At 72.7% G+C, this 26470-nt stretch carries 20 protein-coding genes; 11 read left to right on the top strand and 9 right to left on the bottom strand.

Annotated elements, in window-relative coordinates; translation table 11 throughout:
- Positions 1-57 precede the first annotated feature (57 nt).
- Complete coding sequence (locus ACFYYF_RS36325) at positions 58-1581, bottom strand: MFS transporter (RefSeq protein ID WP_388782577.1); 1524 nt, start codon at positions 1579-1581, stop codon at positions 58-60.
- Between the two features lie 452 nt (positions 1582-2033).
- Here ACFYYF_RS36325 and ACFYYF_RS36320 point away from each other — a divergent pair, with 452 nt between their 5' ends.
- The 3 genes from ACFYYF_RS36320 to mfd all read left to right on the top strand — a co-directional run bounded on the left by ACFYYF_RS36320 (position 2034) and on the right by mfd (position 9352).
- On the top strand, positions 2034-2822 hold the full coding sequence (locus tag ACFYYF_RS36320) for an ABC transporter ATP-binding protein (protein WP_037628177.1): 789 nt from the start codon (positions 2034-2036) through the stop codon (positions 2820-2822).
- The gene (locus ACFYYF_RS36315; RefSeq protein ID WP_388782573.1) at positions 2819-5398 is read left to right on the top strand and encodes an ABC transporter permease; all 2580 of its coding nucleotides are present in this window, start codon (positions 2819-2821) and stop codon (positions 5396-5398) included. Before ACFYYF_RS36320 ends, ACFYYF_RS36315 begins: the two co-directional genes overlap by 4 nt.
- Positions 5399-5800: 402 nt before the next feature.
- Positions 5801-9352 (top strand): transcription-repair coupling factor, encoded by a 3552-nt coding sequence (mfd, locus tag ACFYYF_RS36310; protein WP_388782570.1) that lies wholly within the window; start codon positions 5801-5803, stop codon positions 9350-9352.
- A gap of 153 nt (positions 9353-9505) precedes the next feature.
- Here the strand turns inward: mfd and ACFYYF_RS36305 are convergent, their stop codons facing one another.
- Positions 9506-10096, bottom strand: a complete 591-nt coding sequence (locus tag ACFYYF_RS36305) for a TetR/AcrR family transcriptional regulator (RefSeq protein WP_388782567.1) — start codon at positions 10094-10096, stop codon at positions 9506-9508.
- 106 nt (positions 10097-10202) lie between these two features.
- On the opposite strand from ACFYYF_RS36305, the gene ACFYYF_RS36300 reads away from it, so the two are divergent.
- Positions 10203-11186 (top strand): hypothetical protein, encoded by a 984-nt coding sequence (locus tag ACFYYF_RS36300; protein WP_388782564.1) that lies wholly within the window; start codon positions 10203-10205, stop codon positions 11184-11186.
- Positions 11187-11301: 115 nt separating this feature from the next.
- Here the strand turns inward: ACFYYF_RS36300 and ACFYYF_RS36295 are convergent, their stop codons facing one another.
- Positions 11302-11493: an antitoxin gene (locus ACFYYF_RS36295; protein WP_361683983.1), complete on the bottom strand. Its 192-nt coding sequence runs from the start codon at positions 11491-11493 to the stop codon at positions 11302-11304.
- A 159-nt stretch (positions 11494-11652) separates the two neighbouring features.
- Here ACFYYF_RS36295 and ACFYYF_RS36290 point away from each other — a divergent pair, with 159 nt between their 5' ends.
- Positions 11653-12384, top strand: a complete 732-nt coding sequence (locus tag ACFYYF_RS36290; RefSeq protein ID WP_388782561.1) for an HNH endonuclease family protein — start codon at positions 11653-11655, stop codon at positions 12382-12384.
- An 88-nt stretch (positions 12385-12472) separates the two neighbouring features.
- Here the strand turns inward: ACFYYF_RS36290 and ACFYYF_RS36285 are convergent, their stop codons facing one another.
- The 5 genes from ACFYYF_RS36285 to ACFYYF_RS36265 form a co-directional block, all read right to left on the bottom strand.
- Complete coding sequence (locus tag ACFYYF_RS36285; RefSeq protein WP_388782558.1) at positions 12473-13009, bottom strand: hypothetical protein; 537 nt, start codon at positions 13007-13009, stop codon at positions 12473-12475.
- A 145-nt stretch (positions 13010-13154) separates the two neighbouring features.
- Positions 13155-15020, bottom strand: a complete 1866-nt coding sequence (locus ACFYYF_RS36280; protein WP_388782555.1) for a hypothetical protein — start codon at positions 15018-15020, stop codon at positions 13155-13157.
- Between the two features lie 108 nt (positions 15021-15128).
- Entirely contained in the window at positions 15129-15488 is a 360-nt protein-coding gene (locus ACFYYF_RS36275) for a hypothetical protein (protein WP_361683995.1), read from the bottom strand.
- Between the two features lie 88 nt (positions 15489-15576).
- Positions 15577-16302 (bottom strand): hypothetical protein, encoded by a 726-nt coding sequence (locus tag ACFYYF_RS36270; protein ID WP_388782552.1) that lies wholly within the window; start codon positions 16300-16302, stop codon positions 15577-15579.
- A 272-nt stretch (positions 16303-16574) separates the two neighbouring features.
- Entirely contained in the window at positions 16575-16889 is a 315-nt protein-coding gene (locus ACFYYF_RS36265) for a hypothetical protein (RefSeq protein WP_388782761.1), read from the bottom strand.
- A 204-nt stretch (positions 16890-17093) separates the two neighbouring features.
- Here ACFYYF_RS36265 and ACFYYF_RS36260 point away from each other — a divergent pair, with 204 nt between their 5' ends.
- From ACFYYF_RS36260 to ACFYYF_RS36235, 6 genes are all read left to right on the top strand, one after another.
- The gene (locus ACFYYF_RS36260; RefSeq protein WP_388782549.1) at positions 17094-19361 is read left to right on the top strand and encodes an N-6 DNA methylase; all 2268 of its coding nucleotides are present in this window, start codon (positions 17094-17096) and stop codon (positions 19359-19361) included.
- Between the two features lie 194 nt (positions 19362-19555).
- Positions 19556-20191 (top strand): hypothetical protein, encoded by a 636-nt coding sequence (locus ACFYYF_RS36255; protein ID WP_388782546.1) that lies wholly within the window; start codon positions 19556-19558, stop codon positions 20189-20191.
- A gap of 38 nt (positions 20192-20229) precedes the next feature.
- Positions 20230-21714, top strand: coding sequence for a protein kinase (locus ACFYYF_RS36250; RefSeq protein ID WP_388782758.1), 1485 nt, complete (start codon positions 20230-20232; stop codon positions 21712-21714).
- Positions 21715-21890: 176 nt separating this feature from the next.
- Positions 21891-22718 carry a glycoside hydrolase domain-containing protein gene (locus tag ACFYYF_RS36245; RefSeq protein ID WP_361684010.1) on the top strand — a complete coding sequence of 276 codons (828 nt, stop codon included), beginning with the start codon at positions 21891-21893 and terminating at the stop codon, positions 22716-22718.
- A 188-nt stretch (positions 22719-22906) separates the two neighbouring features.
- Positions 22907-23566, top strand: a complete 660-nt coding sequence (locus ACFYYF_RS36240; RefSeq protein ID WP_361684013.1) for a SurA N-terminal domain-containing protein — start codon at positions 22907-22909, stop codon at positions 23564-23566.
- 146 nt (positions 23567-23712) lie between these two features.
- Positions 23713-24747: a nucleoside triphosphate pyrophosphohydrolase gene (locus ACFYYF_RS36235; RefSeq protein ID WP_388782755.1), complete on the top strand. Its 1035-nt coding sequence runs from the start codon at positions 23713-23715 to the stop codon at positions 24745-24747.
- A gap of 10 nt (positions 24748-24757) precedes the next feature.
- On the opposite strand, the gene ACFYYF_RS36230 is transcribed toward ACFYYF_RS36235, so the two are convergent.
- On the bottom strand, positions 24758-25969 hold the full coding sequence (locus ACFYYF_RS36230) for a globin domain-containing protein (protein ID WP_388782542.1): 1212 nt from the start codon (positions 25967-25969) through the stop codon (positions 24758-24760).
- Positions 25970-26470 lie beyond the last annotated feature (501 nt).

The raw sequence follows: 26470 nt of genomic DNA, 5'->3' as shown, positions 1-26470 counted from the left end.
CTCGAACATCCGCCCGGCTCGGGATGGCTTCCGGCGGTTGAGGAGTGGTGGCGGGAGTCAGTCCGTCGGGTCGTCGAGGACCGGGAAGCGGCGCGGGGCGACGAGGAGCAGGACCAGGAAGGCGAGCGCGGCGGCACCGGCGGCGCCTAGATAGACGGCGTGGACGGCGTCGGCGACCGCGTCGCGCAACCGCCCGTCCGGGGTACCGGAGTTCAGTGCGTGGGTCACCGCGTCGAGATCTCCGGCGCCGCCGAGCCGCGCGGCCAGCACCCCGTTGGCGACGGCGCCGAAGAGTGCGGCGCCGAGGGTCTGTCCGGTCTGCCGGCAGAACAGGACGGAGGCGGTGGTCGTACCGCGTTCGGCCCATCCGACGGTGGACTGGACGCCGACGATCAGGGGGAGCTGGAAGAGTCCGAGGGCGCCGCCCAGCAGCAGCATCAGCAGGACGGGCTGCCACGGTTCGCCCGGTGTGGGCAGGAAGGGGAAGGCGAGCAGGAGCAGGCCCGCCGCGCCGATGCCGATCACGGCGGTGTCGCGGAAGCCGATGCGGCGGTAGACGTGCTGGCTGAGCGCCGCGGACACCGGCCAGCTCAACGTCCATACGGAGAGCACGAATCCGGCGGAGACCGGGGCGAGGCCGAGGACCGCCTGGGCGTAGGTGGGCAGGAACACCGTGGGCGCGACCATGAGCAGGCCGAGGGCCCCGAGCGCCAGGTTGACCGCGGCGATCGTCCGGCGGCGCCACACCCAGCCCGGGATGATCGGCTCGGCGGCGCGCCGCTCCACGGCCACGACGACCGCGAGCAGGCACGCTCCCGCGGTGAACAGGGCGATCGAGGGGGCCGAGAGCCAGTCCCAGGCGACTCCGCCCTGCACGAGGGCGGTCAGCAGGACACCGCCGCAGGCGAACACCGCGAGGGCGCCCGCCCAGTCGATCCGCGGCCGCCGGGCGGGGAGGGTGCGCTGCGGTTCGCGCAGATGACGGGCGATCAGCCACAGGGCCAGGGCGCCGACCGGCAGATTGACGAGGAAGATCCACCGCCAGTCGGCATAGGTCGCGAGGACGCCGCCGAGGGCCGGGCCCGCGACGGCCGAGGTCGCCCACACCGTGGACAGTCTGGCCTGGATCTTCGGGCGTTCCTTGAGCGGATAGAGATCGGCGGCGAGTGTCTGCACGGTGCCCTGGAGGGCGCCGCCGCCCAGGCCCTGGACGACGCGGAAGGCGATGAGCGCGGCCATGTTCCAGGCGCCCGCGCAGAGCAGGGAGCCGAGGAGGAAGAGCGCGGCGCCCGCCATGAGGACCGGTTTGCGGCCGAAGGTGTCGGAGAGCTTGCCGTAGACGGGGAGGGTGACGGTGACGGCCAGCAGATAGCCCGAGAACAGCCAGGAGAAGACCGAGAAGCCGCCGAGGTCGCCGACGATCTGGGGGACGGCGGTGGACACGACGGTGGAGTCGAGCGCGGCGAGCGCCATCGACAGCATGAGCGCGGCGACGACGGCACGCCGTCGCCGGGTCTCGGCCCGGACCTCGTGGGCGGCGTCCTCCCGTACGACCGGTGTCCCGGTGTTCTGCTCGCCCACAGGATTCCTTCCCCCTGCACCTATCTGCCGTGGCCAGCTTCCCACTTGAGCCTCACGTCGGGGGAGGGTGGAGGCTCAGTGGGCCCGGAGGTGGACCCGACCCCGAGGAGTTGTCCACCGGAGGGTGGAGAACCCCTAGGGGGATCTCCGCACCAGGGGTCGGGGAGGGTTCGTCCCGCCGGAGGAGGAGACGGGCCGAAGCCGTTCTTAACCTGGTTTTACGTCGTCGGGGCCGCACTCCGGTCGTACGGACCGCACCTTCGGGGGTGGGGTTTTCCCCAGCAGAAGACGGGGCCGTGCACCAGCGCGTACGACCCCCCGGCGGCAGCAGACTTACGGACGTGGCCGGCGCACCGCGTCCGAACGGCGTGGACCTCCGCGGCCCGTCGCACCCGCTCGCAGACTTTCGCAGCCCGGCAGGTCCCCCTGTCGGCCGACTTAGGAGACATACCGTGACATCGGCTGTAAGCATTCCCAGGCACGAGGGCACTGGAGGGCGTACGGCCGTCGCCGCGCGGGCGCGACAGGTCGTCAAGGCGTACGGGTCCGGGGAGACCCGTGTCGTGGCCCTCGACCAGGTCGACGTGGACATCGCGCGGGGCCGGTTCACCGCGATCATGGGCCCCTCGGGGTCCGGCAAGTCCACCCTGATGCACTGCCTCGCCGGGCTCGACACCGTCACCTCCGGCCAGATCTTCCTCGACGAGACCGAGATCACCGGGCTCAAGGACAAGAAGCTGACGCAGCTTCGCCGGGACCGGATCGGCTTCATCTTCCAGGCGTTCAACCTGCTGCCGACGCTGAACGCCCTGGAGAACATCACGCTCCCGATGGACATCGCGGGCCGCAAGCCCGACCGGGCCTGGCTGAACCAGGTCGTGGAGACCGTCGGTCTCAAGGACCGGCTCAAGCACCGTCCGACCCAGCTCTCCGGCGGCCAGCAGCAGCGCGTCGCCGTGGCGCGGGCGCTGGCGGCCCGCCCCGAGATCATCTTCGGCGACGAGCCGACCGGAAACCTCGACTCCCGGGCCGGCGCCGAGGTGCTGGGCTTCCTGCGGCGCTCGGTCGACGAGCTGGGCCAGACCATCGTGATGGTCACGCACGACCCGGTGGCGGCCTCGTACGCGGACCGTGTGCTGTATCTCGCGGACGGCAGGATCGTCGACGAGATGCACCAGCCGACGGCCGATCAGGTCCTCGACCGCATGAAGGACTTCGACTCCCGCGGGCGGACGTCATGACCGTCCTCAAGACCTCGATGCGCAACTTCTTCGCGCACAAGGGACGCATGGCCCTGTCGGCCGTCGCCGTCCTGCTGTCCGTGGCCTTCGTCTGCGGGACGCTCGTGTTCAGCGACACGATGAACACGACCTTCGACAAGCTGTTCGCGGCCACCTCCTCCGATGTGACCGTGAGCGCCAAGAGCGCCTCGGACACCGGTGAGACGACGTCCGGCAACGGCAAGCCGCCGGTCATGCCCGCCTCGGTGCTCGACCAGGTGCGGTCGGCGCCGGGCGTGAAGTCGGCCGAGGGAACCGTCTTCTCCAGTGCCGTGACCGTCGTCGACGCCGACAAGGACAGCCTCTCGCCCTCCAGCGGCGCGCCCACCATCGTCGGCAGCTGGAACGCCAACGAGGCCCGCACGATGAAGGTGACCTCCGGTTCGGCGCCGGAGGGCTCCGGACAGGTGATGGTCGACAAGGACACCGCGGACAAGCACCACCTGAAGCTCGGCGACGAGGTCGGCGTGATCAGCGCGGTCGGCACGCACACCGCGAAGATCTCCGGCATCGCCACCTTCACCGTGACCAACCCCGGCGCGGCCATCTTCTACCTGGACACGCCGACCGCCCAGAAGACGCTCGTCGGCCGGACCGGCGTCTACACCAACGTGAACGTCACCGCCGCAGCCGGAGTGAGCGACGCCCGGCTCAAGCAGGACGTGAAGGCCGCGACCGGCGGCCACTACAAGGTGCAGACGGCCAAGGAGACCGCCGACGCCAACAGCCAGGACGTGAGCGGGTTCCTGGACGTCATGAAGTACGCGATGCTCGGCTTCGCCGGGATCGCCTTCCTGGTCGGCATCTTCCTGATCATCAACACCTTCTCGATGCTGGTCGCCCAGCGCACCCGCGAGATCGGTCTGATGCGGGCCATCGGCTCCAGCCGCAAGCAGGTCAACCGCTCGGTCCTGGCCGAGGCGCTGTTCCTCGGCGTGACCGGCTCGGTCCTCGGTGTCGGCGCGGGCATCGGCATCGCCGTCGGCCTGATGAAGCTCATGGGCATGACCGGCATGAACCTGTCCACCGACGACCTGACGGTGACCTGGACGACCCCGGTGATCGGCATGGTGCTGGGTGTCGTCGTCACGGTCCTGGCGGCCTACCTGCCCGCCCGCCGTGCCGGCAAGGTCTCCCCGATGGCCGCCCTGCGCGACGCCGGGGCCCCCGCCGACGCGAAGGCCGGAGTCGTCCGGGCCGTTCTCGGCCTGCTCCTGACCGGCGCCGGCGGCGCCGGCCTCTATCTCGCCGCCGACGCCACCAAGGCGAGCGAGGGCTCGATGTGGCTCGGCCTCGGCGTGGTGCTCAGCCTGCTCGGGTTCGTCGTGATCGGCCCGCTGCTCGCGAGCGGTGTGGTGCGGGTCCTCGGCGCGGTCCTGCTGCGGGCGTTCGGCCCGGTGGGACGCATGGCCGAGCGCAACGCCCTGCGCAACCCGCGCCGCACCGGCGCCACCGGCGCCGCCCTCATGATCGGCCTCGCGCTGGTCGCCTGCCTGTCGGTGGTCGGCTCCTCCATGGTCGCCTCCGCGACCGAGGAGCTCGACAAGACCGTCGGCACCGACTTCATCATCCAGAACGACGGTGGTCAGCCGATCACCCCGCAGGCCGTGCAGGCCGTGAAGAAGACGCCGGGTCTGTCCCGGGTCACCGAGTACCGGATCGCCGAGGGCGACTACACCACCCCCGACGGCAAGACGCTCAAGGACACCGACATCACGGCGGCCGACCCGTCGTACGCCACCGACCTGCGGACCAAGACCGTCGCCGGCGACCTGAAGGACGCCTACCTGCCCGACTCGATGTCCGTGCACGAGAAGTTCGCCAAGGACCACGGCATCCACCTCGGCTCGAAGATCAAGGTCGCCTTCAAGGACGGGGCCACCGCGAACCTGACGGTCCGCGCCATCACCAGCAGCGACGCCGTCATCGACAAGGGCTCGAAGTACACCTCGATCGCCACGCTCGCCAAGTACGTGCCGGCCGACAAGATGCCCCTGGACGAGCTGGTCTTCGCCTCGGCGAAGGAGGGACAGCAGGACGCGGCGTACAAGGCCCTGAAGTCCTCCCTGCACGACTACCCGCAGTACCAGGTCCGCGACCAGACCGACTACAAGCAGGCCATGAAGGACCAGATCGGGCAGCTCCTGAACCTGATCTACGGCCTGCTGGCCCTCGCGATCATCGTCGCGGTCCTCGGTGTGGTGAACACCCTCGCCCTCTCCGTGGTCGAGCGCACCAGGGAGATCGGTCTGATGCGGGCCATCGGCCTCTCGCGCCGCCAGCTGCGCCGCATGATCCGGATGGAGTCGGTGGTCATCGCCCTCTTCGGTGCGCTGCTCGGCCTCGGCCTGGGCATGGGCTGGGGCGCGACCGCCCAGCAGCTCCTCGCCCTGGAGGGTCTGAAGGTCCTCGACATCCCCTGGCCGACCATCATCGGGGTCTTCGTCGGATCGGCCTTCGTGGGTCTGTTCGCCGCCCTGATCCCGGCGTTCCGGGCGGGCCGGATGAACGTACTGAACGCGATCGCCACCGACTGACCGGGCCGTGTCCGGCCCAGGGCCCGTCCTGGGCCGGTCCTGGGCCGGTCCTGGTGTTCGGCGGGCGGTCGAAGGGGTCACCGCGTACGGGGGTCGCGGTGGCCCCGGCGGGCCCGGTCCGAGGAGACACACTCCTCGGACCGGGCCCGTCGCATGTCCGGGCCCGCGGCATGTCCGGGCCCGCCGGGTTCGGGGCCGGCCGGACATCCCTGGGCGCGCCGGATGCCCACGCCGGACAGCCCGGAGTGGGCGCCGGATGCTCGCGCCGGACACCCCGGGGCGGGGCGGGGCCCCGGTGGACGGTCACGCGCGGGTGGGCGCGGAGTCGTAGGCTGGATGCCCCCGGCCCGTCCCACGTGTCGGGCGTCTCGCGTTGCCCACTCCCCGGGATGGAAGCCCTTCATGAGCCTGCACGGTCTGCTCGACGCCGTCGTCAAGGACGCCGCCCTCACGGAGGCGGTGAAGGCCGCCGCCGACGGCAACCGGAGGCACGTCGACCTGGTCGGCCCACCGGCCGCCCGCCCGTTCGCCGTCGCCGCGCTCGCCCGCGAGACCGGCCGCACCGTCCTCGCGGTCACCGCCACCGGCCGTGAGGCCGAGGACCTGGCCGCCGCCCTGCGCTCCCTGCTCCCGCCGGACGGCGTCGCGGAGTACCCCTCGTGGGAGACGCTGCCCCACGAGCGGCTCTCGCCCCGCTCCGACACCGTCGGCCGGCGCCTCGCGGTCCTGCGGCGCCTCGCCCACCCGCGCCCGGACGACCCCGAGACCGGCCCGGTGTCCGTCGTCGTGGCACCCATCCGCTCGGTCCTCCAGCCCCAGGTCAAGGGCCTGGGCGACCTGGAGCCGGTCGTCCTGCGCACCGGTGTGAGCGCCGACCTGGGCGAGACCGTCGAGGCGCTCGCGGCAGCCGCGTACTCCCGTGTCGAACTCGTCGAGAAGCGTGGCGAGTTCGCCGTCCGCGGCGGCATCCTGGACGTCTTCCCGCCCACCGAGGAGCACCCGCTGCGGGTGGAGTTCTGGGGCGACGACGTCGAGGAGATCCGCTACTTCAAGATCGCCGACCAGCGCTCGCTGGAGGTCGCCGAGCACGGCCTGTGGGCCCCGCCCTGCCGCGAACTGCTGCTCACGGAGGACGTCCGGGCCCGGGCCGAGGCGCTTGCCGAGGCGCACCCCGAGCTCGGCGAACTCCTCGGCAAGATCGCCGAGGGCATCGCCGTGGAGGGCATGGAATCCCTCGCCCCGGTCCTCGTCGACGACATGGAACTGCTCCTGGACGTCCTGCCCGAGGGCGCGATGACGGTCGTGTGCGACCCGGAGCGGGTACGGACCCGCGCCGCGGACCTCGTCGCGACCTCGCAGGAGTTCCTCCAGGCGTCCTGGGCGGCGACGGCCGGCGGCGGCGAGGCCCCCATCGACGTCGGCGCGGCCTCCCTGTGGTCCATCGCGGACGTACGGGACCGGGCGCGCGAGCTGGACATGATGTGGTGGTCGGTGTCGCCGTTCGCCGCCGACGGGGAGCTCACGGACGCCTACGCCGGCGGCGTGGGGGACACCCTCAAGCTGGGCATGCACGCCCCCGAGACCTACCGCGGCGACACCGCCCGCGCGCTCGCCGACACCAAGGGCTGGCTGTCCGACGGCTGGCACACGGTCTACGTTACCGAGGCGCACGGCCCGGCCGCCCGCACCGTCGAGGTGCTCGGCGGCGAGGGCATCGCCGCCCGCCTGGACACCGACCTCACCGACATCGGCCCCTCCGTCGTGCACGTGGCCTGCGGCTCCATCGACTACGGCTTCGTCGACCCCGCCCTGCGCCTCGCCGTCCTGACGGAGACCGACCTCTCCGGCCAGAAGGCGGCCGGCAAGGACGGCGCCCGGATGCCGGCCCGCCGCCGCAAGACGATCGACCCGCTGACCCTGGAGACCGGCGACTACATCGTCCACGAACAGCACGGTGTCGGCCGCTACATCGAGATGGTGCAGCGCACCGTCCAGTCCGCGACCCGCGAGTACCTGGTCGTCGAATACGCCCCCGCCAAGCGCGGCCAGCCCGGCGACCGCCTCTACATCCCCACCGACCAGCTGGAGCAGATCACCAAGTACGTCGGCGGCGAGGCCCCCACCCTGCACCGCCTCGGCGGCGCCGACTGGACCAAGACCAAGGCGCGCGCCAAGAAGGCGGTCAAGGAGATCGCCGCGGACCTGATCAAGCTGTACTCGGCGCGGATGGCCGCCCCGGGCCACGCCTTCGGCGCCGACACGCCCTGGCAGCGCGAGCTGGAGGACGCGTTCCCGTACGCGGAGACCCCCGACCAGCTCACGACGATCGCCGAGGTCAAGGAGGACATGGAGAAGACGGTCCCGATGGACCGTCTGATCTGCGGCGACGTCGGCTACGGCAAGACGGAGATCGCGGTGCGCGCCGCGTTCAAGGCCGTGCAGGACGGCAAGCAGGTCGCGGTCCTGGTCCCCACGACCCTGCTCGTGCAGCAGCACTTCGGCACGTTCTCCGAGCGCTACTCGCAGTTCCCGGTGAACGTCCGCGCCCTGTCCCGCTTCCAGACGGAGACCGAGGCCAAGGCGGTCCTGGAGGGCCTGCGCGAGGGCTCGGTGGACCTCGTCATCGGCACCCACCGTCTGTTCTCCTCGGAGACGAAGTTCAAGGACCTCGGCCTGGTCATCGTCGACGAGGAGCAGCGCTTCGGCGTCGAGCACAAGGAGCAGCTCAAGAAGCTCCGCGCGAACGTCGACGTCCTGACGATGTCCGCCACCCCCATCCCCCGTACGCTCGAAATGGCGGTGACGGGCATCCGGGAGATGTCCACGATCACCACCCCGCCCGAGGAGCGGCACCCGGTGCTGACCTTCGTCGGCCCGTACGAGGAGAAGCAGATCGGCGCGGCGATCCGCCGTGAACTGCTGCGCGAGGGCCAGGTCTTCTACATCCACAACCGGGTCGAGTCCATCGACCGGGCGGCCGCCCGCCTCAGGGAGATCGTCCCGGAGGCGCGGATCGCCACCGCCCACGGCCAGATGTCGGAGCAGGCGCTGGAGCAGGTGGTCGTCGACTTCTGGGAGAAGAAGTTCGACGTGCTGGTCTCCACGACGATCGTCGAGTCGGGCATCGACATCTCGAACGCCAACACGCTGATCGTGGAGCGCGGCGACAACTTCGGCCTCTCCCAGCTCCACCAGCTCCGCGGCCGTGTCGGACGTGGCCGGGAACGGGGGTACGCCTATTTCCTGTACCCGCCGGAGAAGCCGCTGACGGAGACCGCCCACGAGCGGCTCGCCACGATCGCCCAGCACACCGAGATGGGCGCGGGCATGTACGTGGCGATGAAGGACCTGGAGATCCGCGGCGCGGGCAACCTGCTCGGCGGCGAGCAGTCGGGCCACATCGCCGGAGTCGGCTTCGACCTGTACGTGCGCATGGTGGGCGAGGCGGTCGCGGACTACCGCGCCTCCCTGGAGGGCGGTGTGGAGGAGGAGCCGCCGCTGGAGGTCAAGATCGAGCTGCCGGTCGACGCGCACGTCCCGCACGAGTACGCGCCGGGCGAGCGGCTGCGTCTCCAGGCGTACCGGTCCATCGCCTCCGCGAACACGGAGGAGGACGTCAGGGCCGTACGGGAGGAACTCGTCGACCGCTACGGCAAGTTGCCGGAGCCGGTCGAGAACCTGCTGCTGGTGGCGGGCCTGCGGATGCTCGCGCGGGCCTGCGGGGTCGGTGAGATCGTCCTCCAGGGCAACAACGTCCGCTTCGCGCCGGTGGAGTTGAGGGAGTCCCAGGAGCTGCGCCTGAAGCGCCTGTATCCGGGGACGGTCATCAAGCCGACGTCCCACCAGATCCTCGTCCCGCGCCCGAAGACGGCGAAGGTCGGCGGACGGCCGCTGGTGGGTCGGGAACTGCTCGGCTGGACCGGGGAGTTCCTGGCTTCGGTCCTGGGGTCGTAGCTACCGGGGGCGAGGAGAAGGGCTCGGGCGTCGGGTCGATCCGAGGGGCGGCGGGCGTCGGGTCGAGTCGAGGGCGCCGGGGCCGGTGGTGGCATCGGGCGGCGCCCGGCTGCGGGAACGCGCGGTCAGGGCTGCGGGGAGCGGAGCGGGCGGTCAGGACTGCGGGGAGCGGAACAGCATGCCCGTGAGGGCGTGGAAGACCTCGTCGGGGTCCTGTCCGCCCACCTGGCCGTCCAGGTTGTGGCTGATCAGCAGTGTGGCGAAGCCGTGGGCGAGGGACCAGGCCGCGATGCCGGCGAGGCGGGCGTCGGGGCCGCGGCCCTCCGAGGGGATCGCGGACACGGCGGCCCGCAGCCGCCCGCCGGCGAGCGTCCGGGCCGTCCTGAGCTCCAGGTCGTCCGCGCGGAGCAGTTCCGGGGCGAACATGACCTGGAAGTGGGCGGGATGCTCCCGCGCGAAGCGTACGTAGCGCACACCCGCGTCCCGCAGGTCCTCGGCGTCGTCGAGCGCGGTCGCCAGGAGCCCGAAGCCCTCCGCGGCGATGGCCGTGAGCAGGCCGACGCGGTCCTTGAAGTGGTGTGCCGGTGCCGCGTGCGAGACGCCCGCGCGGCGGGCCAGGTCGCGCAGGCTCACCGCGGCGGGGCCCTCGGCGGCGATGACGTCGAGAGCGGCACCGACGATGGCGCGGCGCAGGTCCCCGTGGTGGTAGGGGCGCGCTGAGCCGTCGGTCTTCGCGGTATTCATGGCAGCAGCCTACGCCCGATCTAGTCGTTGACAAGTTCGCGCGGCCGGTGCAATCTTGTCAGTGTCAAGTTGTGGAGCGTGTCGATACGTGACGAGGGGTGGAGTCATGTCCGGGAACGTGAGCGAGGCGGCGGGGGCGCGCGGGGCGGGGGCCATGGGTGCCGCGAGCGCCACGGGCGCCACGGGCGAGGAAGGCGCGCTGGGCGGCGTGCCGGGGGACGGTGGGGGCGTCGACCTCGGACGGGTGCGTCAGCTCTGGCATCTGCTGGAGCCCCTGCACGCCGTGCTGTACTACGCGCCGGAGGCCTTCGAGGAGGCGGCGGCGCTCGGGTACGGCACCGAGGAACGCTGGCCCAGCTATTTCCCCTACCGTGCGGCGCCGTTGGGTGCCGTCGGCGGCCGGCGGGTGGCCTCGGCCTTCTACAGCTTCAGTCCGCGCATGGTGGACGAACACATGGACTCCGCCTGGCGGAAGGCGAGTCCGGAGCAGGTGCTGGCCGCGCGCGAGCGGGCGGTCGACCGGGCCTACCGCGCGATCCTCGGCGACCGCGTCGGCAGCCCCGAGATGGCCGAGGCCGCCGCGCTGGCCCACCGGGCGGCCGAAGCCGCGGACACGGCGGGCCGTCAGCTCGCCGCGGCCAACGCCGAGTCGGCCTGGCCCGAGGCCCCGCATCTCCAGCTCTGGCACGCGGCGACGATCCTGCGCGAGCACCGCGGCGACGGCCACATGGCGGCCCTGCTCGTCGCGGGCCTGGACCCGGTCGAATCGCTGGTCTCCTTCGCGGCGATCGGCGCGGCCTCCGTGGAGCGTTTCGAGAGCCGTGGCTGGAGCCCGGGGGAGTGGGCCGCCGCCAGGGGCCGGTTGCTCGCCCGGGGGCTGGTGGACGAGCACGGCACGGCCACGGAGGCGGGGCGCGAGCTGCGTCGCGAGGTCGAGCGTCACACCGACCGGCTCGCCGCCGCGCCCTGGCAGGCGCTCGGCCCGGAGGCCGTCTCCCGTCTCGCCGATCTGCTCGGCGAGTTCTGGGTCGCGGTGCTGGGCTCGGGACTGCTGCCGTCGGAGACGACGCTGGGGATCGGGAAGGTCTGACGCGCGTGAAGACCCGGCCCCGGCGCGGAGGGGGAGGGTTCAACGACCCCGACCCCACCCGGCGGGGATGCCGCGGTGGGGCTCGGATTGGAGGGGATTGCTCGGATCGCTCCGGCTATGACTGTGGGGGCCGGTCGCGGTTGCGGTCCATGCCCATCGCGCCTTCGGCCTTCTGCTGCGCGTCGTCGACCTTGTCCGTGTACTTGTCGCCGGTCCTCTGGTTGACCTGCTTCTCAGCGGCATCGGACATGTCGGATGCTTTGTCCTGCGCCGTCTTGTTGTGCTTGAACTTGTCGAAGATGCCCATCCAGAGCTCCTTCCGGGGTGACTCACGATCGACGATACGCCCGGCGTGCGCCTCTTGCCCATTGATGCCCGGTATGGCGGGAGCATGCCGGCCATTACCTTGGGCAGACGGGAATCACGTCCGATCGGGCGGACCGGGGTGGTGAAGGGGAGGGGCGTCGTGCTGCGTGTGAGGGGTGGGGCGGCGGCTGCCGCGTTGGTGGTGCTCGTCGTGGGCGCCGGAGTCAGCGGCTGCAAGAAGGACGCGCTGGGCTCGGAGGGGCCGCCGGAGACGGCGGCCGGCGGTGGCGGCGCCGCGCTCACCGCCGTGGACTCGCTGGCCGTCAAGGGGCGGGCCCCCAAGACCGGGTACAGCAGGGAACGGTTCGGCACGGCCTGGGCCGACACCGACGCGAACCGCTGCGACACCCGTGACGACATCCTCAAGCGGGACCTGAAGGACGTGAAGTTCAGCGACGGCACGTGCAAGGTGTCCCACGGGGTCCTCGAACCCGATCCGTACGGCGGCAAGGACGTCACCTTCGTCCGCGGACGCAGCCTGGTCGACATCGACCACCTCGTCGCGCTCTCGGACGCCTGGCAGAAGGGCGCCAAGTACTGGGACGCGAGCAAGCGGATAGCGCTGGCCAACGACCCGCTCAACCTCCGTGCCGTCGGCGCGAGCGCCAACCGGAGCAAGGGCGACGGCGACACCGCCACCTGGCTGCCGCCGAACAAGGCCTACCGCTGCACGTATGTCGCCGCGCAGGTGGCGGTGAAGAAGAAGTACGGGCTCTGGGTCACCGGCGCCGAGAAGGCGGCCATGAAGAAGGTGCTGGGCGGATGCCCGGGGCAGAAGCTTCCCTCGGGCGGGAACCCGACCGAGGCGCCCGCGAGGTTCCACGCGAAGTGATGTGAGGGGGCGTCGGCTCTCCGGCGGCGGCCCCGTTCCCGCCCCGCGTGGGGACGGAAGCGGACGGGGCGCCGCTGTCGCCGAGTCCTCAGCCGAGTTCCGCCGCGGCCGACGCGTACTGGGCCGCCTGCTTCGGAGTGAGGTAGCGGGAGACCCGTACGAGGACCGGGCCGTGGACGTAGTCGTACTCGGCGAGGGCCGGGGAGGACTTGGCGATCGCGCGGATGGACTCCGCGCGCGCCCTGGCGTCCGCCGCGTCGGCGAACACCTCGACGGCGCCCCCGCGTTCGACGGCACCGGGGTCCGCGCCGGTCACCTGGGAAGCCTGCACCCAGCTGTCCGAGAAGGTGACCTTGGACGTGTACTCGCCCGGGCGGCCGAGCAGGTGGTTGGGGTCGTTCTCCGCCGTCACGGCTCCCGTGAGGGTCGCCGTTCGTACGTGCGCGGCCATGCTCCGGAAGGCGGCGTGCGCGGTGGGCGGTCCGTCCGTGCGCGTGCTCGCCCTCGCCGGTTCGTGGGCGTCGGCGGGGGAGTTCGCGGGTGCGTTGCCGCACGCGGTCAGGAGGGTCAGGAGGGCGACGACGGGCGCGAGGGCCGACGCGGCGGCGGAGGTGGTTCTGTGCATGCGGAAGATGCTGGCGTCCACGCCGCCCCGGTGCGTCTGTGTAGCCGACCTGTTACGGGGCGTTCCCCTGGTCGAGCCCGCGTTCGACTCGCGGACGGGCGGCCGTCGGGACCGCCTCCTCGGCCCCGCGCCCCCGCCGGACCGGTCAGCCGATCGTGAGCAGCAGCCGGGATGTGGTGCGGAGTTCTTCGTCCGGGTGGCCCTGGCCCGAGAAGGGGGTGTCGGTGAGGAGGCGCTTCGGCGAGGAGGCGTAGGAGGTGAGGGACGGGCGGAGTTCGTCCGGACAACGGCCCGTCGTGGCGAGGGCCTTGAGGGCGCTGAGGCCGACCGGGGTGGTGCCGGCCAGGTCGGCGAGGACGGGTACGGCGCGGTCCGGGGAACCCGTGATCCAGTGGTGGGCCTCGGCGGCCCCCTTGCGCGTCCAGTCGTCGCCGGACTCCAGCAGGGCCTCGATGCGGGGCAGCAGCGGAGCGGCGGCACCGCCCATCGGCTCCAGACCGCTCAGGTACCAGTGGGGCCGGCCCTTGGAGGAGAACAGCGACTCGTAGGTGCGGAGCGCGGTTTCGGGGTCGCCGGTCAGTTGGTGGTGGGCCACGGCGGCCGAGGCCCGAAGGGAGAGGTCGGTGCTCCGCGTGGCCTCGTGCAGCAGGCCGGTGATCTCCGGCGTGCTCACCCCGTTGGCGCCGAGCCGGCGGGCGGCCACGATGGCCGCGCGGCGGGTCCGGAGGCAGTCGACCAGCTCGGGCTGGGCCGCGCGGGCCTCGGCCCCGAACGGGTCCATGGCCCGGATGACGGCGATGCCGTCGTTCCCGGTGGCACCCGCGGCCAGCTCTCGGCGCATCACGGGTATCAGCCGGCCCGCCGCTTCCGGGAAGTGCCGCGCCGCCGCTTCGAGCAGCCGCGCGGTGGGCCGTGCGAGCACCAGGTCCAGGGCACGGGGGTCGCGGGAGTGTGTGAGGGCGAGGAGCGCCGCTTCGGCGGTCTCGTCGTCGGCGCCGGCGTACCGGTGGAGCGCGTCCCGCAGGTCGGCGTCCGGCTCGGGCAGGAGGTCGATCCAGTGGGCGATCACGCGGAAGCGCGCGCGGAGGGCGGCGGTGTCGCGCGTGTGCGGGAGCGCGGCCAGCGACAGGCTCAGGACCTCGCGCTCCTTGTCGCGCCAGCCCGCGGCGATGGATTCCGCGAGCCAGGAACCCTGTGAACCGATGTCTCCGGCCCCGATCCAGCGTGCGGCGACGGTGAGGCCGGCGTCCGGGTCCTGGGTGAGCAGGTCGGTCAGCCGTTGTTCCCGGGTGGTGGTGTCCGCCCAGGGGAAGTCGTCGTCCCCCGGGTCCGGCTCGGCGCCGTCCTCGGCGAAGATCTCCACGAGGTCCGGCGCGTACGGCGGCCCGGACCGTTCCGCGGCCAACTGGGCCGCGGCGAGCCTGACTTCGGGGAGCGGGCTGTCCAGCGGCTCCAGCATCCGGCCGAACCCGTTCAGGACGATCAGCGCGTCCGCCCGTACGGCCGGTACGGGATCGTCGGCGTAGAGCGCGTCGACCCGTTCGAGGGCCAGGGCCCTCGGTTCGTCACGGAGTACGTCGGCCACGGTGGCGACCATGCGCAGCGCCGCCCGGCGTACCCCGCGCTCGGGGTCCTCCAGACACGGCAGCAGCTCAGAAAGCACCGCGCAGAGTTCCGCGCAGATCGCCGCGACGTCACTGCGGGGCCAGTGCGGCGACGCGACGAAGGCGGGGCCGTGGTCGGCGAGGACGGCGAGCAGCATCAGCAGGTCCTCGCGCCTGCGCGGTGCGTGCAGGGCCGCGTGGGCGAGGAAGGGGACGGCGGGAGCGGAGGCCCGGTAGACCGTGCCCTGATGGTGGATGGTGCCGAAGAGCTCCTGGACCGCTTCGTCGGCGGCCTCCGCGTCGTCCCCGTAGAGCGCCCTGATCAGTTCGGGTACGTCCTCGGCGGGGCCGTAGGCGTGGGTCAGCTCGGACCACCGGACGTCGTCCAGCTCGGCCGGGGATCTCATGCGCGCACTCCTCGGTTGATCAGGTGCGCCGACCCTACCGACCTCCTCCGACAACGCACGCGGGGCCGTTCGGCGAGGCCCCGGTTCAAGGGGCCTCGCCGGGCGGCGTCAGCGCATGTACGGGTTGCCGGGCGCCTGGGCCGGCCAGGGGCCGCCCGCGCCGGCCAGGGCGTTCCTCGGCGTGGGCTTGTCGAACAGCGGGCCCAGCAGGAGCCACACGGCCAGGGCCGCGGTGGAGAGGAAGACCAGGCCCAAGGTCATGTTCCCCTTGTCCGCCGGGAGGTCCGCCAGCGACAGCGACCCCACCTCGTACAGCGCGAACGCGCAGAAGGCGCCCCAGTCGGATCCCCGCCCGCGGCGGATCGCCACGTACAGGAAAGGCACCCACACCAGCAGACCGACCGATCCGACCGCCAGAACCGACCACACCACCCGCTGGAACCAGCCGGCTTCCAAGCGCTTGTCCATCACACCCCCGATGTACCCGTGAACCCCCCGAGAGGATTCCCGGGCTCCCGAGAAGCGGCTCGGGGGCGCCATTTTCCCATCCGGTGGGTCACGCGTGCGCGTGTTCGGCCTTCAGGGAGGTCACGATCCGGGCGGTCAGCTTCTTCGCCGTGGCCGCGCCGTTGTCGGTGCCGTCCGTGGACAGCACCGTGACGACGTCCGTCCCGGACTGCGCGGCGATCAGCGTCGTTCCGTTCTGCCAGGCGCTGTTGGTCAGGGTGATGGTGTAGGCCGCGTCGCCGAGGCCGGTGGTGTCGGCCCCGGTGACCTTGACCTTGGTGTGCGTGTCCGCGTCGGTGTAGGTCGCGCAGGTGGCGACGGCCTTCTTCAGGTCCGCCATCACCTTCGCCGCGGTCGTGCCGCGGAAGGTGTCGATCTCCTGGGCGATGTCCTCGGTGGTGTTCTTGCTGACGTAGTCGTTCTGGGCGAAGGAGACGCCCTCGTGGCCGGTGATCGAGATCCAGCTCGTGCCGCCGAGGAGCGTGCAGTCGGGCTTCGCCGCGGGCGCGGAGCTCGGCGCGGTGTACGTGGTGCCGGAGTCCCGCGCGCCGCTCGGGTCCACCGCGAAACCGTCGGCGAAGAAGGAGGCGGGCGCCAGGGCCTTCTTGAGCTGCGCGCCCGTCAGCAGACCGGCGTTGGGCTCCTTGGTCGGCTTCTTCGCCGTGGTGGACGAGGACGAGGACGAGGTGCCGGTCGCGGAGGAACAGGCCGTCAGGGCGAGCGGGAGCACGGCGGCGGCGAGCAGGGCCTTGGCCGCGCGGGAGGGATGACGCATCGGATCTGTCCTTCGAGGATGAGGTCGGAACGGGCCGGGTGCCCGTCCGGGCGGAGCTTTCGGTTGCGGGACCGCGAACTCGCGGGCCACGCACACTCGGTGCGGTGCGGTGCGGTGCGGTGCGGTGCGGTGCGGTGCGGTGCGGTGCGGTGCGGTGCGGTGCGGTGCGGCGGGCTGAGGTGCCCGTGTCGTGCTGAAACGCTTGTGCCGTGGTGCGGCGACGGCGGAGGGCGGGGTCGTGTGGCGGGCGGGGTGGGGCGTGCGGCGGCGGGTCAGCCGGTTTTCTTCCAGTCCCCGCAGCCGGACGTCCTGAAGTAGGTGTCCTCGGCGCTGATCGTGACGACGGCCGTGCCGGTGACGTCGCCTTGCGCGATGAGCGAGCCCAGGCCGTCGCCGGCGTCCCTGGCGCGTTCCCAGTGGCAGGAGCCGGCGGTGTTGCCGGTGGTGCGATAGGTGCCGGGCTCGATGTCCGGGCCGACCCGGAAGTCGCCGTTCCCCGCGAACGCGGTCTTTCCGCCCGCGTGCGCCGAGACGACACCGATGACGACGAGGCCGACGGTGGCACTCAGCGCGGCCCGGCCTCTCATGCCCACGGCTGCTCCCCTTCCCTTCCCCCTGCGAACGCCTTGGTGGCGGCCGCTCGTTCGCTGGGTCAATAAGAGCAGAGCCTGTGAATCGAGTCAACACGGTTCACACCAAAACCCGTTCGCGCGGCGTGAACGGATGGAACCCGCCTGCGTCGGTATGCTCGACGCCACACAGGGCGAGTCGGGATGAGAGGAGCGGGGCGAGTGCAGGACAACGCGACCGAGGTGACCGCCGCCGGAATCGCACGGCTGGCCGGCGTCGGCCGCGCGGCCGTCAGCAACTGGCGCCGTCGGCACGCCGACTTCCCCAAGCCCGTCGGCGGTTCGGAGACCAGCCCGTCGTTCGCCCGCGCCGAGGTCGAGGCGTGGCTGCGTGACCAGGGGAAACTTGCCGAAGTGCCCCTGCGGGAACGCGTCTGGCAGCAACTCGTCGGCCACCCCGAGGGCCCGGCCACCGCGCTCACCCACGCCGGCTACGTACTGCTGCTCATCCATGAGCGGCCGATGGTCTGGCTCGAAGCGAGCGGCGGTTCCGACGAGCGCCTCGCCGCGCTGCTGCCGACCGCGCTGGAGCAGGCGGCCACCCCGCGGTTCGGCCCGGTGCGAGCTGAACGGAGTGTTCACGCCAGGGCGGGCGCGGCTCCCTCGGTGGCTGTGAACCGACCGGGGACTGTGAACACTTCGGAAGGCGAGGCAGAGGGATCTCCCGCCCCGCACACTCCTGACACTCCTGCCGCCCCCGTAACCCCAGCCGCCCCAGCCGCCCCAGCCGCCCCCACAGCCCCGGCCGTCCCCACCGCCGCGGCGACCCCGACCGCCCCCACCACCCCCACCACCTCGACCGCCCGCACAATCCACCTCCCCACCGGACCCCAGCTGCTGCCCTCGGTCCCCCTCCTCCGCGGTGTCGCCGAGTTCGCCGCCGAGCTGGGTGCCCGTCAGGCCTTCGAGTTCCTGCTCGGGCGGCACCTCGACGCCAACCCGCGCCAGTACACGCCCACCCCCGCCGAACTGGCCCGCCTCATGGCCGACCTCGCCGGCCCCGCCCGCACCGTCCTCGACCCGGCCTGCGGGACCGGCGCCCTGCTGTGCGCCCTCGACGCCCGCCCCGGTCTGGAGCTCCACGCCCAGGACAGCGCCCCCGAACTCGCCGCGCTCACCGCGCTCCGGCTCGCCCTGCACGGCCCGGCCACCGTGCGCGCGGCCGTCGGCGACACCCTGCGCGCCGACGCCTTCCCGGGGCTCCGCGCCGACACCGTCCTGTGCCACCCCCCGTTCAACGAACGCAACTGGGGCCATGACGAACTGGCCTACGACCCCCGCTGGGAGTACGGCTTCCCGGCCCGCGCCGAGTCCGAGCTGGCCTGGGTGCAGCACGCGCTGGCCCGGCTGCGGGACGGCGGCACCGCCGTCCTGCTCATGCCGCCCGCGACGGCCTCCCGCCGCTCCGGCCGCCGGATCCGCGCCGACCTGCTGCGCCGCGGCGCGCTGCGGGCCGTCGTCGCGCTGCCGGTCGGCGCCGCGGCCCCGTACAACATCCCCCTGCACCTGTGGGTGCTGCGCCGGCCCGAGACGGTGTCCGGCCGGCCCGAGGTGCTGCTCGCCGACGCCGGGCAGTTCGCCGGCGAGGGGCGTGGCGGTCCCGACTGGGGGGCCGTCAGGGACGTCGTGCTCGACGCCTGGCGGGCCCACGACCGGGACGGCACCCTCCAGGAACGGCCCGGACTGGCGCGCTCCGTGCCCGTCATCGAACTCCTCGACGACGACGTCGACCTCGCCCCGGCCCGCCACCTCCCGCCCCCGGCGGCGGCCGACGGTGCCGAGCAGCTGACGGCCGTGCGCGAATGTCTCGACGAGACGCTGCGCCTGGCCACCGGCCTCGCGCCCGCTCCCGCCCTGACGGCGCGGCCCGTCCGCTGGCCGCTCACCACCGTCGGCGAACTCGCCCGCGGGAGCGCCCTGGTGATGCGTACGGGCGGAAACGGCGGCCCCACGCGGGTGCCCGTCCTCACCGACCACGACGTGCTCGCCGGCACCGGCCCCAGCGGGACCCTGCCCGAGAGCGACGAGGAGGCCGTGCTGACGGAGCCGGGCGACGTGGTCGTGCCGGTGCTAGGCGGCGGATCGGTGGTCCGGGTGGTCGACGGCACGACGGCGGGCGCCGTCCTGGGGCGCAACCTCGTGCTCCTGCACCCCGATCCCGCGGCGCTCGACCCGTGGTTCCTCGCCGGGTTCCTGCGGGGCACCGCCAACAACCGCCAGGCCAGCAGCTACGCGTCCACCGCCACCCGCCTCGACGTGCGCCGGCTGCAGCTGCCCCGGCTCCCGCTGGACGAACAGCGGCGCTACGGTGCCCGGTTCCGCGCGCTCGACGAGTTCGAGCGGGCACTCAGACACGCGGGCCGGCTGGGGGACCAGCTCGTACGCGGCATGTACGACGGGCTGACGGACGGGACGGTGCCCCCGGGCTGAGGCCCCGCGCGGCCCGTCCGCGAACCCCGGCGCGCCCTGTCCGCGCGCCCGGCTGCCGAGGGTCCCTCCCCGTGCGTCACCTGCGGCGTCGTACGAGGTGACCAGCCTGACAACGGTTCCGTACAACCCGGGGCCGGTGCTCCGTGTCGGCCTATACGCTCGAACTCCTATCGAACCCAGGTCCGGGAGCAGTCATGTACGGCAACGACGGGGCGCCACCCACCCGCGGCGCGGCAACCGTCATCGCGTTGCGCGTCCTGTTCGCCGCCGCCGGGCTCCTGTCGTGCGGTCTGTTCGCCTGTCTTCCGCTGTTCCAGGTGGCGCTCCGGCGCGGGCGGTGGTTCGACTGGGCGGCGGCCTGGACGACGCTGCCCGTGTCGATCGGCCTGCTCATGGTCGTCGGTACGGTGCCGTACGACGACCACCGGGGTGATGTCGCGCTGACCGGGTCACTGGTCCTCAGTGCCGGCAGCGTCGCGTACTACCTGGTCAGCGACATCCGCTTCCACCGTGCGCGGCGGCGGTCGACGGAGTACGCCTCGCACCACGCGCAGACCGTCCCGGAGGGGCACGGCCACCCGCTGCCGTTGCCGTACGTCCCGCCGTACATCGGTCCGTCCGCACGGCAGCCGTACGTGCCCGAGCCCCCCGTGGCGGGCGCCTACCCCTCGGGAACGCCCATGCCCCACCCCGCGGTTTCCCGGCCCGCGCCGCCGGGGCCCGCCGCGCCCGCCCGCATCGACCAGGTCCGTGCCGAGCTCGACGAACTCAGCGACTATCTGCGCAGGCACGGGGACCGGCGCGAGGGCGACCACGAGGGCGGCCGGTGACCGCGGAAGCGGTCCGCGTCGTCGCCGGGCGGTACGAACTGGCCACGCTCATCGGCCAGGGAGGCATGGGCCAGGTCTGGACGGCCTACGACCAACGGCTCGACCGGCGCGTCGCGGTGAAGCTGCTGCGCCCCGACAGGGTGGCAGGCCAGGAGGCCGAGGAACTGCGCCGCCGCTTCGCGCGCGAGTGCCGGGTGACCGCCCAGGTCGACCACCCGGGACTGGTCACCGTGCACGACGCGGGCAGCGAGGGCGAGGAACTGTTTCTCGTCATGCAGTACGTGGACGGCGCCGACCTCTCCGATCACCTCGCCGAACACGACCCCTACCCCTGGCAGTGGGCGGTCGCGGTCGCCGCGCAGCTGTGCGCCGTACTGAGCGCCGTGCACGCCGTGCCGATCGTCCACCGCGACCTCAAGCCGCGCAACGTGATGGTGAAGCAGGACGGCACGGTGACCGTCCTCGACCTCGGCGTCGCCTCCGTCATGGGCGCCGACACGACCCGCCTCACGCACACCGGCTCCCCCATCGGCTCGCCCGCCTACATGGCGCCCGAGCAGGCGATGGGCGGCGCGGTGGGCCCGTACACCGACCTGTACGCGCTCGGTGTGCTGATGCACGAACTCCTCAGCGGCGACGTGCCGTTCACGGGCTCGACGGCGCTCGGGGTGCTGCACCGGCACCTGTACGAGGCGCCGCTGCCCGTGCGCCGGCTGCGGCCCGAGATCCCGGAGGCGCTGGAGAACCTGGTCCTGCGTCTGCTCGCGAAGGACCCGCAGCACCGGCCCGCCTCGGCGCAGGAGGTGTACGAGCAGTTGGCGCCGCTCCTGCCCGCGCGCGGAACACCCACCGGAGCGCCGCTCGACCCAACGCGCCCCTTCCTGCGTCCGCACGCCCCCTGGCCCGACCGTGCGCGCACGCCCGCACCCCGGCCCGCGCCCGCGGTGCGGGCCGCGGAGGAGAACGATGTCGCCGGTGCCGTCGACGAGGTGAAGCGCCTTCTGGGAGAGGGCCGCATCACCCAGGCCGTCGACGTCCTCGGCGCGATCCTGCCCGTGGCCGCGCGGCAGCACGGCGAGCGTTCCCCGGTCGTGCGCACCCTGCGCAAGCAGTACGCGGCCACGCTCATGGACGACGGCCAGTACCGGCGCGCGCTGCCCGAACTGCGCCGCCTCGCCGAGGAACGCGCCGCCGAGGCCGGTGCGGCCGACCCGCAGTCCCTGCGCCACCGCTACGAATCCGCCCAGTGCCTGGAGCAGTTGGGCGATCCGGCGGCGGCGCTCGCCGAGTACCGCGCGCTGCTGCCGTACTACGAGAACCGGTACGCGGCCGACGACCCGGAACTCGCCCTCGACGTGCGCCGCCGCATCGGGCACCTGCTGCTGGCGCTCGGCGACCGCGCCGCGGCCGGTGACACGCTGGCCCGGCTGCTGCACGACGTGGAACGGCTGCACGGCCCTGGACACCCGCTCGCGGCCGAGATCCGGCGGACCCTGCACTGGCTGGGGCAGGTGCACGGCTAGTTTTTGCCGTGCCCTGAGAGGATCTTGTGACTCTCCTGGGGCTTTCTTTCCCGAACAGGCATGCGCGGCCGGTTAGGTTGCGCTCTGCTTCGTGCCGCGCGCGCCCCGTTCCGCGCCGCGTGCGCCTTCATCGCACAACCGGCCGGTACCACCGGCACAACCAGGGGTGGATGCACATGTCCGACCATCGTCAGTCCAGGAAGCGCCGGTACATCACGTGGGGGGTGGCGGGGGTCGCCGTCGTCGCCGGTGCCGGTGTCGCCGCGCAGACCTCCATGGCCGCCACGACCTGGCCCGCCCAGAAGACCTACACGGGCCGTGCCTTCGACACCTGCGCCGCGCCCTCGCTCACCGCGATGAAGGCCTGGCACACCGGCTTCTACGGAGCCGCGGCCGTGTACATCGGCGGCAAGAACCGCGGGTGCAGCCAGCCCAACCTCACCGCGTCCTGGGTCAAGTCGGTCAGCACACTGGGCTGGAAACTCATCCCGCTGTACGTCGGCGCCCAGCCGTCCTGCCAGACCGGGAGCAGCCCCGAGAAGATCACCGCGGCGACCGCCGCCTCGCTGGGCGCGGCCGACGGAGCGGACGCGGTCGCCAAGGCCTCCGCCCTCGGCATGAAGGCCGGCAGCCCGGTCTACCTCGACATGGAGTCGTACGACATCACGAACAAGGCGTGCAACGACGCCGTGCTCACGTACGTGCGCGCCTTCGACAAGGCCCTGCGCGCCAAGACGTACCGCTCGGGGTACTACGGCTTCACCAGCTCCAGCGCGAAGGCCGTCGCGACCGCGACGGACAAGACGGACCTGCCGGGCAACCTCTGGTACGCGCTGTGGGACAAGACGAACACCACGACCGGCGACTGGCCCTGGGGCGCCACCCAGTTCACCGACCACAGCCGGGCGCACCAGTACATGGTCAACAGCAAGGAGACCATCGGCGGCGTCACGATCACCGTGGACCGCGACGCCTGGGACGCGCCGGTCGCCATCACCGGCTGAGGCGCGGACGGCCGCGGGTCACCCGTACGAGGGGGACCGCGGCCGTTCCGTGAGGCGGGGAACCCCCGGCGGTGCCCGAAGTCGTCGTGAATCGTTGGTCGAATGGCTGGCCGAGAGGCGGGCCACTGCCTACCATCGATCACCGCAAGACTTTGTGCACCGTCGCACAATCTCCTCGGGAGGCTTCCTTGCACCGCCGCCGTCGCACCGCGCTCGTCCTCTCCGCCGCGATCGTCGCCGCGGCCCCTCTGCTCACCGCGTGCGGCAGCGATGCCCATCCGGGTGCGGCGGCCGTCGTCGGCGACAGCCGGATCACCGTCGCGCAGTTGCAGGACCGGGTCGACGAGGTGCGCTCCGCGCAGCGGGCCGCCAGCAAGGACGACGCCCAGTACGCGCAGGTCGTCGCGAGCACCGCCACCCTCACCCGGGACACGCTGCACAGCATGGTCCTGGACCGGGTGCTGGACCGCGCGGCCGAGAACGCCGGCGTGAAGGTGACCCGCAAGGACTCGCAGCAGATGCGGGCCGCCCTGGAACAGCAGGCGGGCGGCTCGAAGGCGCTGGAGACGGCCTGGCTGTCGAACTACGGCGTGGCGCCCGGGCACCTCGACGACAGCCTGCGCACCGAGATCGAGGCCCGCAAGCTCGCCACCGCGCTCGGCGTCGACATGAACACCACCGACGGCAAGGCCGCCTTCTGGAAGGCCATGTCCGCCGCGTCCAAGGAACTCCACGTCGACCTGAACCCGCGCTACGGCACCTGGGACGTCCAGAAGAGCAGCCGCGTCGACGCCAAGACGCCGTGGGTGCGCGAGGTCTCCACGGCGGCGGCGCGGCAGCCCGCGTAACCCGCCGCTCGGGCCGGCGGACCGGCCGCGTCCCGGGGCCTGTGGACAACTCCGGGGCTGTCGGCCGCGTGGGTTACGTTCGAGGGGTGAACGCAACCAGTGAACCGACGGGGGCCGCTCAGGGCGGCGAGCGGACCGCGGCCGATGTGACCGCCGACGGTGCGGGCGCCGCCGACCCGGGCCGCATCGTCCTGCTCACCACCAGCCACCGGGTCGCGCCGGGCCTGCTCTCCTGGCCCGCCTGGCAGGCGCTGCACGGCGCGGACCGGGTGCTGTGCTCGGACGGCGCGCACCCGCAGGTGCCGTATCTGCGCGAGGCCGGTGTCGGGGTCGACGAGGAGTCCCCGACCGCGCGGGAACTGGTCGACGCGTGCGCCGGCGGCCGCACGGTCGTCGTCGTCGCCACCGGGGAGGGCGAACCCCGGCTCACCGACGGTCTGGCCCGCCTCGCGGGTTCCGGGCGCATGAGCATGCCGGACCTGGAGCTGCTGCCCGCCTCGTACGACCTGCCGGGCGCGCGGCTGCTCGACCTCGTGCAGGTGATGGACCGCATCCGCGCCGAGTGCCCCTGGTCGTCCCGGCAGACGCACGAGGGCCTGGCGAAGTACGGCCTGGAGGAGGCGTACGAACTCGTCGAGGCCATCGAGGAGGGGGACCGGGACGAACTGCGGGAGGAGCTGGGTGACGTCCTGCTCCAGGTCGTGTTCCACTCCCGGATCGCCGAGGACGACACGGACGCCCCGTTCTCGATCGACGACGTGGCCGGCGGGATCGTCGCGAAGCTGATCCACCGGCACCCCCATGTCTTCGGCGACGAGACGGCCACGACGCCCGAGGAGGTCAAGGAGCACTGGCTGCGCACCAAGGCCGAGGAGAAGCGGCGCACCTCCGTCACCGAGGGCGTGCCGCTCGGCCAGCCGGGCCTGGCCCTGTCGGCCAAGCTGTCGTCGCGGGCGCGTACGGCGGGACTCGAGGTTCCGCTGCCCGCGGGTGAGGGCGTGGGATACGAACTGCTGGCGATGGCCGTCCGGGCCGAGGCCGAGGGCGTCGACCCCGAGGCGGCGCTGAGAGCGGCGGCCCGTACGTACCGGGACGCGATCCGTGGGGCTGAGCGCAACGGGGCGCGGGAGGACGAGGGCGCGGAGGACGAAGGCGGGGAGGACGAGGGCGGGGAGAACTAACGGCCTCTGGTCAGTGGCCCGGAGTGCGGCCCGTCGGGTTGTGCCAGGCGGGTGGCGGGCGGTCCAGGAGCCACTGGGCCGCGCCCACCGGGCGGGGGCGGCCTTCCCCGGTCGGTGGCAGCGGGTCGTGGAAGACCCGCTCGGCGGGTGTTCCGAGAGAGGTGAGGGCGTCGCCGACCTCCTCGACGAGAACGGGCGGACCGGCGACGTAGACGTCGTGCCGGGTCCAGCCGGCCCGGTTGCCCAGCGCCGTGAGCAGCCGCTCGGTCGCCTGGGCCTTGGGCCGGCCGGGCGCGGGGGTGATGTAGGTGACGGTGAGCCCGGGGAGCGCGGCCCGCAGGCGTTCGACGGCGGTCCGGTCGTAGAGGTGCGCGATGTCGCGGGCCACGAGGAACAGCCGGGCCTCGTGGGCGGGTTCGAGCTGCTCCAGCAGGGCCTTCACCGGTGCCCAGCCCGTGCCGGCCGCGATCAGGGTGAGGGGCCGGTCGGCCGGTGTGCGCAGGGTGAGGCCGCCGCCGGGCGGGCCCAGCCGCAGTACGTCGCCCACGCGGGTCCGCCGGACGAGGGCGGTGGAGAGCACGCCGTCCTCGACGCGGCTGACGTGCAGGTCGACGGTGCGGTCGGTGCGGGGTGCGTTGGCGAGGGAGTAGGGGCGCCAGACCCGGGGCAGATGGGGCGCGCTGACGCCGACGTACTGGCCGGGGGAGTAGGTGAGCCGTTGCCGTGGCCGGACGGTGAGGACGACCAGGTCGTCGCCGTGCCGGGTGCGGGAGACTACCTCCGCGTCCCACCAGGGCGGTTCGCCGTGGTGCCGGGCCTTCCAGGCGCCCTCCAGCATGCTCCGGGCGATCGACCCGTACGCGGCGGTCCACGCCTTCTCCGCCTCGGCGCTCCAGGCCGAGCCCGAGACGACCGCGAACGCGGCGAGCAGGCTCTCGCCCACGGCGGCGTAGTGCTCGGGCCGGGTCAGGTACTTGCGGTGGTCGCGGCCGAGGCTGCGCAGGTACCGGGGCAGGTCCGGGTTCTCCAGGTTGTCCATGACGAAGGTGAGCGCCGCGAAGAGGCGGTCCCGCTGCCGTTCCATGTCCTGGGCGAGGTCCGCCGGGAACAGTGCGCGCAGTTGCGGGTTGTGGCGGAAGAGGTGCGAGTAGAAGTACTTGACCGCGAACTCGGCCCGTCGTTCCACGACCGCGAAGCTGGATCTGAGAATTTCGGGGTCCACGGCAGGAAAGTAGGGAGTTGCCGGGTGGCGGGGTCAAACAGCAGCCCATGCCAGGACAGTCCCGGACGAACCAGGCGGAGCCCCCTCCACCAGGCCGACCCCACCGCCCCGCCCGAAGCAAAGCCCCCCACGGACCCAACAACCCACGCCCAGGCCACGCCCCCTGAACTGGCCCACGCCCCACAAGCCCTTTTCGCCCCCTCCGCCCCTACCCGTCCCGTACCTGGGGCTCCGCCCCAGACCCCGCTCCTCAATCGCCGGAGGGGCTGAACTTTTGCCCCGTACCCGAGAAGTGGGCCCCTGGGGCTCCGCCCCGGACCCCGCTCCTCAATCGCCGGAGGGGCTGAACTTTTGCCGGCCGGGGCTGGGACTGTCACCACGATGCACCCGCAGTCGGGATCCGGCCGGAGGGGACGTGCCGGTACATCGATGGCCGTCGCCACTAACGGTCACTTCTCCGCCCGACAGCGACGGCCTGATGCACCGGCACGGCCCCGACCC

This window comes from Streptomyces sp. NPDC001914 (assembly GCF_042891215.1).
In the GTDB taxonomy this organism is placed as follows: Bacteria; Actinomycetota; Actinomycetes; order Streptomycetales; family Streptomycetaceae; genus Streptomyces.
The sequence above is the reverse complement of the archived record's forward strand: the minus strand, read 5'-3'. Positions and strand labels throughout refer to the sequence as shown.